We start from the raw sequence: 18187 nt of genomic DNA, 5'->3' as shown, positions 1-18187 counted from the left end.
CGTTGTCCCGCTGGTAGTTACGGGAATAAAATCGGCTTGCATCAGGAAGAAAGTTCGCGTAGGGAACGCTTGATCAGATCTTCCGGCGTTGCCGTTTGGGGGTGAGCCGCCAGCACCCGGTTCAGCGCCCGCTGAACCGAAGGCCGGGCGAAGCCCAGGTTAACCAGGGCTGATAACGCCTCGGTCCGGAGCGTATTGCTTTGGGGGGAAAGCATTGTCGGCGATTCGCCACTTTCCTTGACCATTTTGTCTTTCAGGTCCAAAATGATCCGCTGCGCCGTCTTCGGCCCGATCCCCTTTACCCGGCGGATCGTCCCCACGTCTTCCCCGATCACGGCCGCCCGCAGCTCCTCGGGGTTCATCGTGGAAAGCACCACCAGCGCCGTCGCCGGCCCCACGCCGTTCACCGAAATCAGCAGCCGGAACAGGTTCCGTTCCTGCTCCTCGTAAAAGCCGAATAGCGTCTGCTGATCCTCCTTCACGTGGAAGTGCGTCAGCAGCGTCACCTGCTCCGCGCCCTCAATCTTGGTATAGGTATAGAGGCTGACGTTGATGTGATAGCCAATCCCGCCGGCCTCCACAATCACGAAGGAGGGGTTTTTATGGGCCAGGGTGCCTTTTACGTATGCGATCATCTTTAGTGCGGTAGTTGGTAGTCGCAAGCTTCGCTTGCTGTGTAGTACGGTAGTAGCTCCCTGCGGTCGCGGTTAGTCAGGTAGTCCGCTCCCTTCGGTCGCTGGTAGGCGGTAGTACGGTAGCCGGGCGCGCAAAGGTCGTAAATCGCCGACGACTACCGTACTACCCTGCAGACAAAGTCCGTGACACAGCAAAGCGGGCCACTACCGTACTACCGACTACCCAGTCGGCGAAGCCGACGACTAACGGATGATCTGCCCCGTAACCCGCAGCAGTTCCGTCTCCGTATTCTTCAGGTCCAGCAGGGCATTGAGGAGTTGAAACTCGGCGTTGAGGTAAGCCACCTGCACCTGGCGGTAGTCGAAGCTGTTGATGGTGCCGCCCCGGAAGCGCTCCTCGGCGATCTCCAGGTTGCGTTCGGCGTTGGCGATCAGGTCCTGGGTGATGTCGATGACCTGAGCCTGGCTTTCGTAGAGCGTCAGGGTATTGAGCAGGGCGGCCCGTAATTGCTGGCGGGCGGCCTGGTAGTCCAGCTGGGCGGTGATCTCCTGGAGTTGGCTAGACTGCGCGCGGACCCGCCGGTTTCTGCCGTCAAACAAAAGATAGCTGGCGGTGATACCGATGTTTCCTACTAGCGCTCGGTTGGCATAACCGCGTATTTCCTGTTCCCGCCCGGGCTGGTCGTCGCCAAATTCTAAGGTTTGTGTTCCGATGGCTACGCCTATGTCGTAGCTGGTGGAAGCGGAGATACCGACTTGCGGCCGGAGCTCAGTCTCGATGAGCCGGGTCTGGAGGGCGGCCAGATCCCGGTTGACCAGCAAATTCTGGAGGGTGCGGTTCGTTGTCAGTAGCCGGTTTTCGAGCACGGCGGCGTCGTAGTCGGTGGGATTGTACGTCAATTCGTCCTGCAGGTCTACGTCCTGGGTGAGGTCTTCGCTGCCCATCACCTGCAGCAGGTCACGGACGGCATTACGGTAGTTGACCCGCTGCACCACGAGGGCGCTGCTATCGGTCAGGTAGGCATCCCGGGCCTGTAATTCCTCGAAGGTCCCCCCCTGCCCGTATTCCCGGCGCACTTCCTGGTACTGGATCCGGTCGCGGCTCAGGGCAAGTACCCGTTGCCGTACCTCGATCTGTTCGCGCTGTACCACCGCGTTGTAGTAGGCATTGATGATGTCTTGGACAGTATTTTCCACCTGTAGCTGCAGCTGGCCGGCGCTCAGGTCGGCAAGCGTTTCCAGCCGCTGCTTATTGATCTCCACCTGGCCCCCGTTAAAGAGCAACCAATCGAGGGCGACCACCGGCCCTACGTTATAGTTCGTAGTCTGACTCTGCACCACCACGCTGGCCGGGTTGACCTGATCGCGGTAGTTGACGCCCGGGCTTATGCCGACGGTTATGGTTGGGTACTTTTGCGTCAGCGCGTAGTCGTTGTTGTTCTGGGCAACCTCCAGTTCGTTGGCCGCGATGCGGATCTGGTAGTTGTTCTCCAATCCCCGCTGAATGGCCTCGCTTAGGGTAAGGGTCGTTTGCGCCGCGGCGCAGGAGCTCCACAAAATCCCGAAGAGTAAAAGGTTCTGGTACATACCGGGGTGATGGTTGGTGCGCAAAAGTACTATCTTTCCTTCGGTGAGCTCGTTACGCCCGCATACCCGTAAGGCCATCCCCTGGTCGGCCGCGCCGCTGCTGTTGCCCGTCGCGGCCTTCGGAGCGGGTATCGCCCTATCCGCTTATTTGGATTATGGCTACGGGACGACCTTTTTGGTGGCTACCCTGGTCCTCTGTCTCCCCGTATTGGCCCTGCACCTGCGCCCGGCGCCCCACCCTTTTTACGCTTCCGCCGCTTCGGTCTCCCTGCTCCTGGCCGTACTGAGCTTCGGTGGGTGGTACGCCGGCGAACGTCATCCGCTGAACGATGCCAGTCACTTCGGGCACCGACAGCAGGAAGGGACGCTGACGTATGGCACCGCGGATGCGGTCCGCCAAGCCGGATCCCGTACGGCGGTGACGCTCAGCGTGGAAAGGCTAATCGACGACCGTGCCGTCTTCCCCGCAACGGGCCTGCTGTTGGCTTATCTGGAGGGGGGCGAGGACCTCCGCGTGGGCGACCGCTTGTTACTGTCAGCCGAACCCACCCGCGTACCGCCGCCCCTCAATCCCGGCGTGTTCGACTACGCCGCTTACCTGGCCGGACAGTCGGTCTACCACCGTACCTACGCCGACGCGGAGGAATGGCAATTGGTCCCCGCTCCCCCGGGCTGGTCCCTACGGCAGATCGGCGATCGGTCGCGCGCTGCCTGGTTCGCCAGCCTCACGCCCTTTTTGGAGGATGACAACCTCGCGGTGGCCGCGGCCCTTATTATGGGCAAGCGGGACCTGCTGGGCAGCGAGGTGCGTTCCGCCTACGCCGATACCGGTGCCATCCACGTGCTGGCCGTCTCCGGCTTACACGTCGGTATCCTGGCCCTCATCGTTATGCAGCTGCTGGGCTGGCTGCTGCCGCCCCGACCGTTCTGGTTCCTGGTGCGCAGCGCGGTCACGATCGGGGTCGTCTGGTATTTCGCGCTGATCACCGGCCTGAGCCCCTCCGTGCAGCGGGCGGCGCTGATGGTCTCCGTGGTATTGACCGGCAAATCGGTCAATCGGCGGAACAGCATCTTCAACTTACTGGCCATATCCGCCCTGTTGATGCTGGCGATCGAGCCGAAACAACTGTTCCAGGTCGGTTTCCAGTTGTCGTTCGCCGCGGTGGCCGGCATCGCCCTCTTCGCCCGGCGGCTCCAACGGCTGGTACGGCTGCCCGGAAAGCTGCACCTGGCCTGGGATGCGGTGAGCGTTTCCACCGCCGCCCAACTCGGTACCCTACCCTTCACCCTCTACTATTTCGGGCAATTTCCGGTGTACTTCCTGCTGAGCGGGACCCTGGTGATCGTGTTTGCGTACCTCGTGCTGACCATGGGGCTATTCCACGGTGTGCTCGCCTTGATCGGGCTACCGCATCAATGGCTTACCCCTACCGGGACCCTGCTCAACGGGGTTGTGGAAGTTCAGAACACCTTCATTCGGTACTGCAGCGAGTTGCCCGGGGCCACGCTTCAGCTGACTTCCTTCGGGGTGGTCTCCGCCATCGGCCTGCTGGCGCTCATCGCGGTCCTGGCGTACCTCGCTTACCGACCGAGCCACCGGGCGCGCTGGCTGGCCATGGGCGTGACGGGGCTGCTGGCAAGTTACTGGATGCTTAGTCCGGCACTTACTCCCCGACCGGGTTTCTTCACCGTCTACCATCTTCCGCGACTGACCCTTATCGACGTTTACGACGGTCACGCCGCGGCGGCGGTAGGTGATTCCGTGCCGGCTCGCCTGGCCGATTACCAGATCGAACCCTCCCGCAAAGTGGTGGCTACCGATTTGGGGGGGCCGCTTCGGTTCGACCGGGATACTTCCCTGGCCCCGGTGGCGGTCGCCTACCCCTTGCTTCGCTTACTCGACCGGCGGGTGCTGGTGCTCGACGGTGATCTTTCGTACCCCGAAGCGTTAGCATCGTTGCCCGCTCCGGATCTGGTTTTGGTTCGCGGGGGATTTCGTCCGGACGACGTTCCCCCTTCCCTGGCCAACCGGCCCATTGTAGTAGACGGTAGTAACCCGCCCTACCTCACCGATGATTGGCGGGTGGCCTTCCCCCGGGTCCACATCACGGCGGAGGATGGGGCTTATCGGTATGAGGTGACCGATATAGAATGATTTGGCGCTATGCTGTTTAAGCTCGACCCGTGGGCGGACGAACTTCGCTGCGCTGCGTTCGGCAGACCACTAGTGCTGGCCGCTGGTCCGCCGAGCGCTAGCTCGTCTGCCCAGGGGTGTGCCTGTAACTCATTCGGATAAAGAAACTCGCTAGTCGACCCGTGGGCGGACGAACTCCACTGCGTTGCGTTCGGCAGACCACTGTTGCTAGTCGACCCGTGGGCGGACGAACTCCACTGCGTTGCGTTCGGCAGACCACTGGTGAGGCCGCTGGTACGCCGAGCGCTAGCTCGTCTGCCCAGGGGTATGCCTGTAACTCATTCGGATAAAGAAATTCTCTAATCGACCCGTGGGCGGACGAACTGCGCTGCGTTCGGCAGACCACTGGTGAGGCCCGCTGGTCCGCCGAGCGCTAGCTCGTCTGCCCAGGGGTATGCCTGTAACTCATTCGGATAAAGAAATTCTCTAATCGACCCGTGGGCGGACGAACTCCACTGCGTTGCGTTCGGCAGACCACTGATACTTACCGACCCGTGGGCAGCCCCCTATTAAATGGTCATGACTTCTTTCTCCTTGTTCTCAACGATGGATTCTACTCGCTTGGAGTACGTATCCGTCCATTGCTGAACTTCTTCTTCCTTGCGCTTACCGGCGTCTTCGGGGTAGCCGTTTTTGACTTCCTTCTTGATTTGCTCCATGGCGTCGCGGCGGGCGTTGCGGATGGAGATCTTGGCTTCCTCTCCTTCCGACTTCACCACTTTGGCGAGTTGGCGGCGGCGCTCCTCGGTGAGGGGCGGGATGTTGAGGCGGATGAGGTCGCCGTCGTTCTGGGGCGTAATGCCCAGGTTGGCTTCGAAGATGGCCTTTTCGATCGACTGCAGGTTCGACTTGTCGAAGGGCTGCACCGTGATGGTGCGTGAGTCGGCGGTACTGACGTTAGCCGTTTGGTTGAGGGGGGTAGGTACACCGTAGTAGGAAACCATAATTCCGTTGAGCATGGCCGGACTGGCCTTGCCGGTACGGACTTTGACGAGTTCGCGCTCCAGGTGCTCGACGGATTCCTCCATCAGCATCTTGGATTCTTCGAGTTGGTCGCTTAATAGGTCTTCCATGATGGTAATCGTTTTTTGTAAATGTAGTCAACAACGAAGGTTAGTCCCGACGGCCCATATACCGGAGGATTAACCAGAAGAGAATGGCGAGGGCCGAAAGGGCGGCAACCACGTAGGTCATCGCTGCCCACCAGAGGGCGTCTTTCGCGCCTTCGTGTAGCTGTCCGGTGGCCGTACCGCTTTCTTCCAGCCAGTTCAGCGCCCGGCGGCTGGCGTCGAACTCCACGGGCAGCGTCATCAGACTGAAGAGGGTCGTCACCCCGAACACGCCGATCGTGATCAGTAGGATGGTGTTGCCGAAGCCACCGGCGATCCCGGCCACCGCCAGCATCAGTAAAATGCTTTGAAAACGGGAAGCCACCTGCACCACCGGCACCATTTTGCTGCGAAACTGCAACCAGGCATACCCTTTGGCGTGTTGCACCGCGTGGCCGCACTCGTGGCTGGCTACCGCGGCGGCCGCTACGCTGCGGCCCTGGAATACTTCGGGGCTGAGGCTGATCGTCTTATTCGTAGGGTTGTAGTGGTCGGTCAGCATCCCCTCGCCGGCCACGATGCGCACGTCCCGGATGTGATGAAAGGCCAACATCTTCTCGGCCACTTCCGCCCCGCTAAGCCGATTGGTCATCGGCACCTCGCTGTAGTGCTTGAACTTGCTCTTCAGCCGGTTACTCACCAGGGCGCCGATTCCGGCAAAAAGGAGGGTAATAATCAGGTAAACGCCGTATCCACCGGTAAACATGCCGTACAGTAATTTACGCTACTACCGGTTGCAGGCGCTGCATACCTACGTAGCCGTGTAGCACTTCGGGTAATAGAATCCCTTCGGGGCTTTGGTTGTTCTCCAGCAGGGCGGCGATAATCCGCGGCAGGGCCAGGGCGCTGCCATTCAGGGTGTGCACCAGCTCGGTGCCCCTTTCCGTCCGGTAGCGGAGCTTCAGCCGGTTACTCTGGTAGGTCTCGAAATTAGATACGGAACTCACTTCCAGCCACCGCTCCTGGGCCGCGCTCCATACTTCGAAGTCGTAGGTCATAGCCGAAGTGAAGCCCATATCGCCCCCGCAGAGCCGCAGGATGCGGTAGGGCAGCCCCAGTTCGTCGAGTAAGCCCGCGACGTGATCCACCATTTCCTCCAGCTTCGCGTAGCTCTCCGTCGGCTTGGCCAGTTGCACGATTTCCACTTTATCGAACTGGTGGACGCGGTTCAGGCCCCGAACGTGGGCACCGTAACTACCGGCCTCCCGCCGGAAGCAGGGGGTGTAGCCGGTCAGCCGGATGGGCAGGCTGTCCGCCTCCAGCAACTCACCACGGTACAGGTTAGTCAGCGGTACCTCGGCGGTGGGGATGAGGTAGAGGTCGTCGGTCTGTACGTGGTACATCTGCCCTTCTTTATCGGGGAGCTGACCGGTGGCCCGGGCGGTGTCTTCGTTAACCAGCAGCGGCGGGGCGTATTCGGTGTAGCCGGCGGCGGTATTGCGGTCGAGGAAGAGGTTCACCAAAGCGCGCTGGAGGCGGGCTCCCTGGCCGGTGAATACCGGAAATCCGCTCCCGGTGGTCCGGACGCCGAGTTCGAGGTCGAAAATGCCGTAGGTCTCCGCCAGCTCCCAGTGGGGCTTGGCGTCGCTCCCAACTTTCGGCAGGGTGCCTTCATAGGGTCGGTACACCTCGTTGTCTTCGGCGCTGCTGCCGGCCCGCACCTTTTCGTGGGGAACGTTGGGCAGTTGCAGCAGGGCTTCCTCCAGCTCCCGGACCACGGTGTCCATCTCCTCTTCCAGGCCGCTTACATCCTGCTTGATCGCATTGACGCGTTCCCGCTTCGCAGTCGCCTCGTCCTTCTTGCCGCTCTTAAAGAGGTCGCCGATCTCCTTTGACAGTTGATTGCGCTCGGCGAGGAGCTCGTCGTTGCGGGATTGCAGCTCTTTGCGACGATCGTCCAACCTGACGATCCGCTCGATCTCGGCCGCGGCGTCCAGCTTCCGCTTCTTTAGTCCGGTGAGTACGCGTTCCCGTTCCTCGCGCAGGGTATTTACCAATAGCATCCAGGATAATTTTCGAGTCGCAAAGTTAGCCCTTCCTTCGGCTTGCGGGGGAAAACGGAAAGAAGTTGTTTGTAAACCTTTAGCGACGTACTTTTGTATCTAGTTATAATTCTACGCCCGTCTTTCACTTGGTTTTCGAAATTTGGTCGTAGGTTTGCGCGGCAAGCGATTCCGCGCGCAGGCACCGGAGCCGGCATTTCTGCCTCTCCCCTCCGTCATTCTTCCATAATTCCGCATCTCGGGTCACCCTTTCCTGCTTCCGTTCGGGAAGCCGACCCGCAATAACCGGTTTTCTACCCATTCCCCTTTACGTACCATATCCATAGATGTTTAGCATAGCGCAATTACAGGCGATGCTGGTCCCCGAGCTACGGGATTACGCTGAAAAACTCGGCCTCAAGTCTTACAAAAGGCTCAACAAGCAAGACCTTATCCTCAACCTCCTCGAACAACAGGCCGTAAAGGGTACCGGCGACGCCAGTGAGCCCCCCACGGCTTCCGATACGGATCGCGTCCCCAACCGCCGGTCCGGCCGCGACAACGAGAGTAACGGCAGCGATAAGGACGATAAGTCCGGCCGCCGCCGCAGCCGCGGTAACCGGAACTCCTCCGACGGTGACGATGAAGGGCCGAAGCGCCCCGCCCGCGGTCGCGGTCGTTCGAACAACAACGGCTCCGATTCCGAGTCCGACACCGATACTAAGGACGACGATTCCAATAAGGAGTCCGGGCGCTCCCGGGGCCGTAGCCGCCGCAGTATGCGCGACGAAAGCAGCAAGGGCAGCGACGATACCAATCGCGGCCGCAACAACGAGCCCTCCGACAACGGTAAAGACGACAACAACCGGGGCCGGGGCCGGGGCAACCGCGGTACCAGCAACGAAAGCGACAGCGACGACCAGCAACGCAACGACCGCTACAGCAACCGGGGCCGTACCGAGGACCGCGAGGACAACAACCGCAGCGGTGGCCGAAACAACGACCGCCGCAATTCCCGCAACGAGGACGGCAACAACCGCAGCCCCCGCAACGAGGACGGCAACAATCGCAGCCCCCGCAACGACGACGGCAACAACCGCAGCCCCCGCAACGACGACAGCAACAATCGGGGCTCCCGCAACGACGATAGCAACCGCGGCAATCGCAACGACAACCGCCGCGGCCAGCCAGAGTACAAGCTTGACGGCCTCATCAGTGCCACCGGCATCCTCGAGATGATGCCCGACGGCTACGGCTTCATGCGCTCGCCGGACTACAACTACATGACCAGCCCGGACGACGTCTACGTCAGCCAGCAGCAGATCAAGTCGTACGGCCTCCGCACCGGCGATACCCTGCGCGGCCCCGTCAAGCCCCCCAAGGAAGGCGAGAAGTATTTCGCCCTGCTCGACGTCGAAAAGATCAACGGCTTCGACCCCAAGGATGTCCGCGACCGCGTGCCCTTCGACTACCTGACCGCCCAGTTCCCCACCGAGAAGTTCACCCTTTCGGGATCCGCCACCGGCCGCGACTACGGCATGCGCCTCGTCGACCTCTTCGCTCCCATCGGTAAGGGACAGCGGGGACTCATCGTCGCCCAGCCCAAGTCGGGTAAGACCTTCTTGCTCAAGGACGTCGCCAACGCCATCGCTAAGAATCACCCGGAGACCTACCTTATCGTACTGCTCGTCGACGAGCGCCCGGAGGAAGTCACCGACATGAAGCGCAGCGTCAAGGCCGAGGTCATCAGTTCGACTTTCGACGAGCCGGCCGAAAACCACGTCCGCGTGGCCAACGTCGTCCTCGAAAAGTCCAAGCGACTGGTCGAAAGCGGCCACGACGTCTGCATCCTGCTCGACTCGATCACCCGTCTGGCCCGCGCCTACAACACCGTTCAGCCCAGCTCCGGCAAGGTGCTCTCCGGTGGTGTGGAGGCGAATGCCCTGCAGAAGCCCAAGAAGTTCTTCGGTGCCGCCCGGAACATTGACGGCGGCGGATCGCTCACTATCCTGGCAACCGCCCTCATCGACACCGGCTCCAAAATGGACCAGGTCATCTTCGAGGAATTCAAGGGTACCGGCAACATGGAACTGCAGCTCGACCGCCAGCTGGCCAACAAGCGCATGTACCCCAGCATCGACTTCACCCGCTCCAGCACCCGCCGCGACGACCTGCTCCTCGAGCGCGACGTCCTGCAGCGGATGTTCATCCTCCGCAACCACCTGGCCGATATGAAGCCGGAAGAAGCCTTCCAGTTCCTCATGCGGCACATGAAGAACAGCAACAGCAACGAGGAATTCCTGGCTACGATGAACTCGTAACCAACCTCCCGCATCGATCCACCCGACGGGGGATCCGGACAGCCGTTCGGATCCCCCGTTTTTTTTGCGCCGGAGCGCGGGTGGAAACCAATCCAAAACACTTGGACGGTGTAGAAAACATGAAGCACTGGGTAGAGCACCCGCAGGTCATGCCAGAACACTCACAGGTCCTGGCGGACACGCCGAGGTTCCCTGAGCCGTATCGACGAAGAAGAAGATGCCTCCGCAAACTAGGTAGTCCATATCGGACCTTCGTATTTCGTATTTTCTACTTCATATTTCGTACTTCCCCTCCCGACGAACACTCGCAGGTCCTGGCGGACACTACGAGGTTCCCCAGGCCGCAATGATGGAAAAGAAGGAGTCCGGCAAACTATGAAGCGTCATTGCACCTTCGTACTTGGTACTTCATCCTTTATACTTCGTACTTTCCATGACCACCGTAGTCTCCCTCACCCAGAACCCCGTCCAGGAAAACACCTACCTCGTCTACGACAACGACACCAAGGAGGCCATCATCTTCGATCCGGGGGCCTTCACCAACCAGGAGGAGAAAACACTGGTGGCCCAAATTGATTCCCTGGGATTGAAGCCCGTCAAGCTCATCAACACCCATTGCCACTTTGATCACGTCTTCGGCAACGCCTTCGTGGTGAAGCATTATGGCCTGCAACTCGGTATACACCCCCTGGAGCAGCAGATCCTCGAGTCGGCCCCGCAGTTCGTACAGCTATACGGTATGCCACCGATGACACCCTCCCCCGCCCCGGACTATTTCATCAACGAGGGCGACACGGTTACCCTGGGCGACGCTACGTTTCAGGTCCTTTTCTGCCCCGGCCACTCCCCCGGCAGCATCTGCTTCTACAACAAGGCGGAGGGCTACGTCATTGCCGGCGACGTGTTGTTCCATCGTTCCATCGGCCGCACCGATCTTCCCATGGGCGACCACGACACCCTCATCGGCTCGATTCTTACGAAACTGATGCCGTTGCCGGATGATGTAGTGGTGTATCCGGGTCATGGGCCCAGCACCACGATCGGGGAAGAGCGGCGCGAGAATCCGTTTTTTTGATGGGCGCTTCGTGTCTCAGCTCGCCTGCGGCTCGGGGAGTTCACCACGGAGGACCCTGAGGGCTTCACAGAGGTAGCACGGAGTTGCTCGCCTGCGGCTCGTTTTTCTCAACATGGATGGCCACGGATTTTTGCACGGATTAAACACCGATTTTCCCTCAGTTCCCAGATTGGCTCCGTCACTGCTTCGCAAGAAACGACTGACCGAAGGCGCTGGATATCTCCACCCCTTAGCGAAACTTCGCGCTCCTTAGCGCCTCTGCGGTCACCCTCCCGTCGCGCAGCGACCCCTCCTTTGCCCACTCTGTGGCACCTCTGTGCCGTACTCTGTGGCACCTCTGTGTTGAACCTTCCCCGCTCACCCCTTAGCGAAACTTAGCGCCCCTTCGCGCCTCTGCGGTAGACCCCCTCCGTCGCGCGGCGTCCTCGCCTCTGACGCAGTTAGGTGAAACACAGATGGACTACGCCGCTGCTTCGCGGTAAACCTCTGCGGTAGCGTAGCGACTTTTCTGCTCCCCTGCTCGGTGATTCCTCTGTGAAGCCCTCCGTGTGGCGAAGCCTCCGTGGTGAATCAAGCTACGTCATCCAACCCAAACACCTCCTCCGTAGTCTCCACCGGTACCGCATCCGTCAGGTCGCGAGCAAACCGGCACCACTCACATTCCGGCTTCCCGCAGCCATCGAATTGCTGTTCCTGGATAGCTTCCCAGGCATTGCGGATAATGCCGCGCAGGGCGTCGGTATCCTGTCGCAGAATCTCAATCGTCTCCTGCAGTTGCTGTCCGTTGGGGTCGGTGAGCAGGTAGCTGATGCGTCCCTCCTTTACCCGGTGCAACGTTCCCGGGCGGTTATCGTAGAGTAGCTTATAGAAGGTAAGCTGCCGCCAGTAATCTCCGCCGTAGGGAGCGCTTGGGGAGGGTCGCTTGAGTTTGGACCGATCTCCCGTGCTCGTTTTGTAATCCACTACCCGGACGTAGGCATCGCTGAGTACATCCACCCGGTCGATGATGCCCGTCAGCGGGACACCGTCTACCTCGGCGTTGCGGATGAAGTATTCTATCTCGACCTCATTTACCCAATCGCGCCGGTGAGCATCGTAATAGCTGCCCAATTCGCGCCGGCCACGCTCCAGCCGGCTATCGTAGCCTTCCCGACTCAGCAGTCCCCGCCGCTGCCCCAGCGCCACTTCGAAGTTATAGATCAACTCCTCCCGGCTGGGAAAGGCCCGGTCCGGATCCCGCTTCATCCTGAGAAAGTAATTCTGCAGCGCCTCGTGGAGAGCCGATCCATAGACCGTTCGTTCCCGTTCGCGATCGGGCACCCGCAGCAGTTTTTCGTAGTAAAACCGCAGCGGGCAATCCAGGTAGGCATACAGCGCACTGACGCTCAACCGGAAATCGGCCAGCAACTCGGCGATCGCGCTTCGCTCGAGGAGGGGGAAACGGGCATCATCCTTGGGCGTTAATTGGAGGTGGGCAAGTTCCGTCAGGGCGTCCGCGGCTACGCCCGTCTCCCGCGTGGATACCTCACCCTCCTGAATCAGTTCGTCAACGAAGGCAACGTGTTGCTGTAGCTTGTCCTGGCTGCTCAGGTCGGCACAACTTAGGATCACTTCCGAACGCGCGCGGGTAAGCGCCACGAAGAAAAGCCGCCTTCTGGCCTCCTCCTCGTCTTCCGTTCCGGCGTAGGTGAGGGTATCCGGCAGTTTAAACCGATTGCGGGAACGACTCCCCCCCGCTCCCCAGGCCTTTTCGGAGCAGTCCAGCATCCAGACCTTTTCGAATTCCAGTCCCTTGGCGCTATGGGCGGTGACCAGCAGTACGGCGTCCGCCTGGTCGAGGTGGGACCGTAGCGGCAGGGGAATGCGATTCCCGTCCATCTGATCGAGGGTTTCCAGTAGGTCGCCCAGCCCAAGTCGCGGTCTGCGGGCGATTTCCCGCAAAACGAAGTCGGTGAAGGTAGCCAGGTGTTGCAAGAGTTCCGCCCGATTAGGGTGGCGAAGTACGCCAGCCAGTAAGCCCGATCCGTTAAGTACGTATTCGATGAATTCGGGTAAGGGAAGGCTGCCGATCTGCCCGATCGTTTCTTCTAACCAGCGCGCCACCTGGTGGACGGAACGCCCGTCTTCCAGTCCGGACGGGTATAGGTCGTAGTCACGCAGGTACGCCCGCCATCCCGGTATATTCCCGTATTCGTCCATCGCGGCCAATCGCCCGAGATTCAGCAGCGAGAGGTCGTACGGCTCCAGGCCGAAACATCGGAAATGCAGTACCCGGAACAGCAGGTACTCCCCGGTTCCCGGACGGCGGTATTCGCTTTCGAGGTAGCGGAGGAGATCGCGAAGCTGGCGCACGGGCCGGCCGTCGAGGATATTCGGGCGGCGTTTGCTCCGGTAAGGGATCCCGGCCCGTTCCAGGAGGTGCCGCAGGAGATCCGCCTGACTGTGCTTCGCGTAGATCACGGCCATTTCCGACCACGGAACACCACCGTCGTGCCAGCGCTTTAACTGGCCGGCCAGATAACCGGTTTCCTGTCGGTGGTCGGGGAAATTGAGAAAGGTGAGCCCCGGAGGGTTTTCTTCTCCGGTGGGTGTTGCTCCTGCGCTCCGGCGCCATTGGCTGGTTAATCGTTTGTCAATCCCCCGTTCCGGTAATCGCTCGCCGATCCGCAACGTATTGCGCGTGATCAACGCATCCGCCCCGTTGAGTATCTGTTGGGTACTTCGGTAGTTGTTCGTCAGGGTTACCACGGTGAGGTCGCGGGCGTAGCGATTATGGAAGTCGACCATGGCGTTCAGCCGCGCGCCCTGAAACTCGTAGATCGCCTGGTCGTCGTCGCCCACGATGAAGACGTTGGGATTTTCCCAATAATCGGTAAGTAAGCGAATGATGCGCTCCTGGCTGCCGTTGGTATCCTGGAATTCGTCCACGAGGAGGTAGCGGAACCGCTCCTGGTAGCTGCGCAGGAGGCTGGGGTGATCGTGAAAGGCCCGCAATACCCAGCCGATCATGTCGCCATAGTCATAGCGCCGCAGCCTCCGCAGCGCCTCCTGGTACCCGGAGAAGAGAGTGACCGCGCTGGCGAGCTTCTCCATCCGTCCCCGCTCTTCGGCGATATTGCCCTCCTTGGGATCTCCGGCCTGTTTATCCTTGTACTTCCGCTTATAGATAAAATCCGGGTGCGATTCCAGGCCCTCGACGTAGGCGTTGATTCGCTGCTGGAGCTCGTCTTCCGTCCAGTTCTGCGCTTTTATTTGGGCAAAGAGGTCCTGGACGTGCCGCTCGTAGTGGTAGGTCTCATGGTGGCCGAGACGCAGCGGATCGGTCTGCGCCAACCCGTCCAGCAGCTCCCGGATGATCCGTACCCGTTCCAGCTCGGAAAGCGGCTCCAGTCCCGGCCGACCGAAGTAGTGGAGGTTATTCTGAATGACGTTGCTGCAAAAGCTGTGGAAGGTATAGATCCCCACCCGATGGGCCTCGGGCCCGATGAAGCCCAGCAGCCGCTCCCGCATGGCCTTCACGCCGGCGTCGGTGAAGGTGAGGCAGAGAATGTTCTGGGCACCGGCATCGGTCTGCAGCAGGATATTGCCGATGCGGGCGGCCAGCAGGTGGGTCTTGCCGGTGCCCGGTCCGGCCAGGACCATCACCGGCCCCTCGATGGTTTCCACTGCGGTACGCTGGGCGGCGTTCAGGCGGTCTAGTTCCTGGCGGAAAGTGGCGTTGTAGTCGTAAAGGCGCCGGCTGGGCAAGGCTGTATTGGATTAATTGACGAAGAGCTCCGAGATGCTGGCGTTCTCGTGGGTATGCTGAATAGCCGTAGCAAACAACTGGGCGGACCCCAGCACCTTGATCTTATCCGATTGCTGCTTCAGCGGTATGGTATCGGCCACGATCAGTTCCGTCAACTGGCTGTTCTTGATGTTCTCGTAGGCGTTGCCGCTGAGCATGGCGTGGGTGGCGATGGCCCGTACGCTGTTGGCCCCTTTTTCCATAATGAGGTCGGCCGCGCGGCAGAGGGTTCCGGCCGTGTCAATAAGGTCGTCGATGAGGATGACGTCCGCCCCGCTCACGTCGCCGATCAGCGTCATGCCGGATATTTCGTTGGCCCGCTTGCGGTATTTATCACAGATCACCATATCCCGTTCGAAGTATTTGGCGTAGGCCCGGGCCCGCTTCACCCCGCCCATGTCCGGGCTGGCGAAGATGACGTTGCTCATGTCCTGATCCTGGAGGTAAGGGAAGAAAATGGCCTGGCTCTGGAGGTGGTCGACGGGAATATCGAAGAAACCCTGGATCTGGTCGGCGTGGAAGTCGAGCGTCATGAGCCGGTCCACGCCGGCGGCCTCCAGCAAGTTCGCGATCAGCTTGGCGCTGATGGGCACCCGCGGGCGATCCTTGCGGTCCTGACGGGCGTAGCCGAAGTAGGGGATGACCGCGCAGACGTAGCCCGCGCTGGCCCGGCGCGCCGCGTCGATCGTCAGCAGCATTTCCATCAGGTTATCACTGGGCTGGAAGGTGCTGCCGATGATGAAGACATATTCGCCCCGCACGGATTCCTCGATGATGGGCTGCATCTCCCCGTCGCTGAAGCGCGCGACCCGGAACTTGCCCAGGTCGTGACCGTACGCCTCGGCGATCTGTTCACTCAGGTACTGGCTGGTGGTGACCGATAGGAGGGTCACCTTGTCGGTCATGGGAGTGAGGCGGGGCTTGTGCGACATAGTGAGGTACGAAGTTTGAAGTATAAGGTGGAAAGTACAAAGGTCCGGTAAGTTTGCCGGAAGGCCGCGATTATTCCCCTGCCCCGCCCGGGGATCTTGTACGGGGCACCCTGCATCGCTACCGTTTTTCAGATGCCCAATACGTATCTGCTTTCCTCGTTTGCCTACCGGAAAGCTACGCCCGATCACCCGGCATTTCCGGTACCGGACGGCAGGTTACCACCAAGTAACCCGACGGACAACCCAAAGCAGCAGGCAGCCCACGGCCCTTTCTACTTGGTACTTTGTCCTTTAAACATTGTACTTACTTCAACCTTTCGATCAGCCGTCCGGCCACCCGCAGAAAGTCCATTTCGGTGATCAGCCCGACGAGTTCGTCGTCCTTTACCACCGGCAGGCAACCCAGTTTTCCACTGCGCATGATCTGCATGGCCTCCTTGATGGTGGTTTGCGGACTCACCGTAGCGGGGCTTTCGATCATCAGATCGCCCACCGTACGGTAATCGTTCATCTCGTTGTTGATCCGGCCCTTCTGAATGTAGTAGCGGAGCAACTTGCGCGTAGTAATCAAGCCGCAGAGGTGGCCGTCTTCGTCTTCCACGGGGAGGTAACGGAGCTTGCGCCAGTCCATCAGGTCGCCGACCAGTTCCAGGAGGTCGTTCTCGCGCACGGTGAAGAGGTCCGTTTCCATAAACTCCTCGACCCGCAGGCCCACGGGCCGGTAGTGCTTCAGGTCCTCCACCTTCGGCAGCGGCCATTTATGGACCGGGTCCTCCTTCATCTGACACTTCACCATTTGGGAGGTGAGGATGGTCACGGCCTCGTCGCGGTTTACCCGTTCGGTGAGGTGGGTAAAGGACTTCAGGAGCCAGCGGGCCCCGTTCTGATGGGCCTCGGCCCGTTGCTGGATCACGCCGAGGTAGCGCTCGATGTCCGCCTGGTCGATGTTGCGGGCTTTGAGCCCGTTGTAGGCTACGGGGAGCAGTTCGTTGAGGATGAGGTCGCGACAGCTGATTTTTCGGTTGTGAAACCAGGTGAACTGGGTGTCGATCCCGAATTTCGCGGCCTTCGAGAAGTTATCTTTGACGTCGGCAAAGCTCAGGTGCTCGCGGATGTCCTTGAATTCGTGGGCCATGCCCGTGACCAGTCCGAGCCAGAAAGCGGCGTTAGCGGTCTGATCGATTACGGTGGGACCGGCCGGCAATACGCGGTTTTCGATGCGCAGGTGTGGCATGCCGTTGTCGCTGATGCCATAGCAGGGTCGGTTCCAGCGGTACACCGTACCGTTATGGACCTGGAGGGCACGCAGCTTGGGCACTTTCTTCTGGCTGATCAGTTCCAGACTGTCCTCGTCGATGTCCGTACCGAGGAGGACGCGGAAGCGGGCGATGTCCTCCTTATAGATTTCCATGATGCTCTTGTCCAACCACCGGGTGCCGAAGCTGACCCGGGGCTCGCTCTGCCGCAGGTGCTCCTTGCTGGTGCGTACGTCGAGCGACTGTTGGAACAGGGCAATGCGCGACTCGTGCCAGAGGCGCTTACCGAACACCAGGGGGGAATTCGCCGCAATGGCCAGGATGGGGGCGGCTACCGCCTGGGCGATGTTGTAGATCGGCACGAAGGTGTCCGGCGTCACCTGGAGGTGGACCTGGTAGCTCGTATTGCAAGCCTCGAGCAGGGGGCTGTCGTGGTTGATGTGGAGTTCGTCGATCCCCTGGAGGTTCAGCTCGAAGCCACGCACGTTCTTTTGCTGGGCCTTGATGGCCTCAATCAGGGCCAGGTAACGGGGCTTCGGCGTCAGGTTTTCCAGCGCGAGGTCGAACTTCCGGAGCGTGGGCAGGATTCCGGTGAGCACGATGTGGGCGTTGCTGCTCTTGGCGGCCTCCCGGATGATGTTTAATTGATAGATGTTCTCGGCCTCCATATCCCGCAGCGCGGCCCCGGTGAAGACGCGGGGGGTGAAATTGGACTCGAGGTTGAACTGGGCGATCTCCGTAGTGGCCCAGGGGTAATCGGCCAGTTTTTTCAGTACGCTGATGTTCTTCGGCGTGGGCTTGAGGGTCTTTTTATCGACCAGGCACATTTCCTGCTCGGCCCCGATGCGGATGGTATCGGTCTCGAACCACTCGTGCTTTAGCATGTATTCGAGCGCCTGCACGTCCCGGAGGAGGTGGTGGGTAAAGTTCGAACGGCTGTCCGCGGTTGGTACGGTTACTTTCTCTTCTCCCATGGAAATGCACTGTTGTCGGGTAAGGTAGTGCTTGCTGAACGTTGCGGCGGAGCGCAGGTGCGGAAAATTTCCTCGAAGCGGGGTGGGGCTGGTGGGTGTAGGTACCCTGGAATGCTTCCAGGGGTACCGGGTTGGACTGCGCTGCAGTCTTGTAGTGGGTAGGCGTGGTGCTGGCGGGGTTAGACCGCAGCGCGGTCCAACCCATCTTGCCCGGCGTGCAACGCCGGGTTAAGGTGGAAAGACAGCCTATCCGACTGCAGCGCAGTCGAACCCCCTTCCCGAATGGGTTTTTCGCTCGTTGGGCGGTCCGGGTATTGCTTGGCAGGCCCCTTTTC

The 18187-nt window shown here is 60.4% G+C and carries 11 protein-coding genes; 3 read left to right on the top strand and 8 right to left on the bottom strand.

Annotated elements, in window-relative coordinates; translation table 11 throughout:
- Window positions 1-41: 41 nt before the first annotated feature.
- Window positions 42-635, bottom strand: a complete 594-nt coding sequence (gene ruvA / locus CLV84_RS01970; protein ID WP_104418056.1) for a Holliday junction branch migration protein RuvA — start codon at window positions 633-635, stop codon at window positions 42-44.
- A 243-nt stretch (window positions 636-878) separates the two neighbouring features.
- Window positions 879-2222: a TolC family protein gene (locus CLV84_RS01965; protein ID WP_170067528.1), complete on the bottom strand. Its 1344-nt coding sequence runs from the start codon at window positions 2220-2222 to the stop codon at window positions 879-881.
- 43 nt (window positions 2223-2265) lie between these two features.
- Between CLV84_RS01965 and CLV84_RS01960 the strand changes: the two genes are divergently transcribed.
- Window positions 2266-4377, top strand: a complete 2112-nt coding sequence (locus CLV84_RS01960) for a ComEC/Rec2 family competence protein (RefSeq protein WP_170067527.1) — start codon at window positions 2266-2268, stop codon at window positions 4375-4377.
- 548 nt (window positions 4378-4925) lie between these two features.
- Here CLV84_RS01960 and frr read toward each other — a convergent pair.
- Genes frr through serS form a run of 3 tightly spaced genes read right to left on the bottom strand, consistent with a single transcriptional unit; the run spans window position 4926 to window position 7528 of the window.
- The gene (gene frr / locus CLV84_RS01955) at window positions 4926-5489 is read right to left on the bottom strand and encodes a ribosome recycling factor (protein ID WP_104418053.1); all 564 of its coding nucleotides are present in this window, start codon (window positions 5487-5489) and stop codon (window positions 4926-4928) included.
- 40 nt (window positions 5490-5529) lie between these two features.
- Window positions 5530-6231, bottom strand: coding sequence for a zinc metallopeptidase (locus CLV84_RS01950; RefSeq protein ID WP_104418052.1), 702 nt, complete (start codon window positions 6229-6231; stop codon window positions 5530-5532).
- A 13-nt stretch (window positions 6232-6244) separates the two neighbouring features.
- Window positions 6245-7528, bottom strand: coding sequence for a serine--tRNA ligase (gene serS, locus CLV84_RS01945; protein WP_104418051.1), 1284 nt, complete (start codon window positions 7526-7528; stop codon window positions 6245-6247).
- 326 nt (window positions 7529-7854) lie between these two features.
- On the opposite strand from serS, the gene rho reads away from it, so the two are divergent.
- Together rho and CLV84_RS01935 are read left to right on the top strand one after the other, a co-directional pair.
- On the top strand, window positions 7855-9828 hold the full coding sequence (gene rho, locus CLV84_RS01940; protein WP_104418050.1) for a transcription termination factor Rho: 1974 nt from the start codon (window positions 7855-7857) through the stop codon (window positions 9826-9828).
- Window positions 9829-10261: 433 nt separating this feature from the next.
- Window positions 10262-10903 (top strand): MBL fold metallo-hydrolase, encoded by a 642-nt coding sequence (locus CLV84_RS01935; RefSeq protein ID WP_104418049.1) that lies wholly within the window; start codon window positions 10262-10264, stop codon window positions 10901-10903.
- Between the two features lie 570 nt (window positions 10904-11473).
- Here CLV84_RS01935 and CLV84_RS01930 read toward each other — a convergent pair.
- The 3 genes from CLV84_RS01930 to CLV84_RS01920 all read right to left on the bottom strand — a co-directional run bounded on the left by CLV84_RS01930 (window position 11474) and on the right by CLV84_RS01920 (window position 17852).
- Window positions 11474-14650 (bottom strand): ATP-dependent DNA helicase, encoded by a 3177-nt coding sequence (locus CLV84_RS01930; protein WP_104418048.1) that lies wholly within the window; start codon window positions 14648-14650, stop codon window positions 11474-11476.
- Window positions 14651-14662: 12 nt separating this feature from the next.
- Window positions 14663-15622 carry a ribose-phosphate pyrophosphokinase gene (locus CLV84_RS01925; RefSeq protein ID WP_245911355.1) on the bottom strand — a complete coding sequence of 320 codons (960 nt, stop codon included), beginning with the start codon at window positions 15620-15622 and terminating at the stop codon, window positions 14663-14665.
- A 304-nt stretch (window positions 15623-15926) separates the two neighbouring features.
- Window positions 15927-17852 carry a CBS domain-containing protein gene (locus CLV84_RS01920; RefSeq protein WP_104418047.1) on the bottom strand — a complete coding sequence of 642 codons (1926 nt, stop codon included), beginning with the start codon at window positions 17850-17852 and terminating at the stop codon, window positions 15927-15929.
- Window positions 17853-18187: the final 335 nt, after the last annotated feature.

The organism is Neolewinella xylanilytica (assembly GCF_002934605.1).
In the GTDB taxonomy this organism is placed as follows: domain Bacteria; phylum Bacteroidota; class Bacteroidia; order Chitinophagales; family Saprospiraceae; genus Neolewinella; species Neolewinella xylanilytica.
Note: the sequence above shows the minus strand (reverse complement) of the source record. Positions and strands in the feature narration are given on the sequence as shown.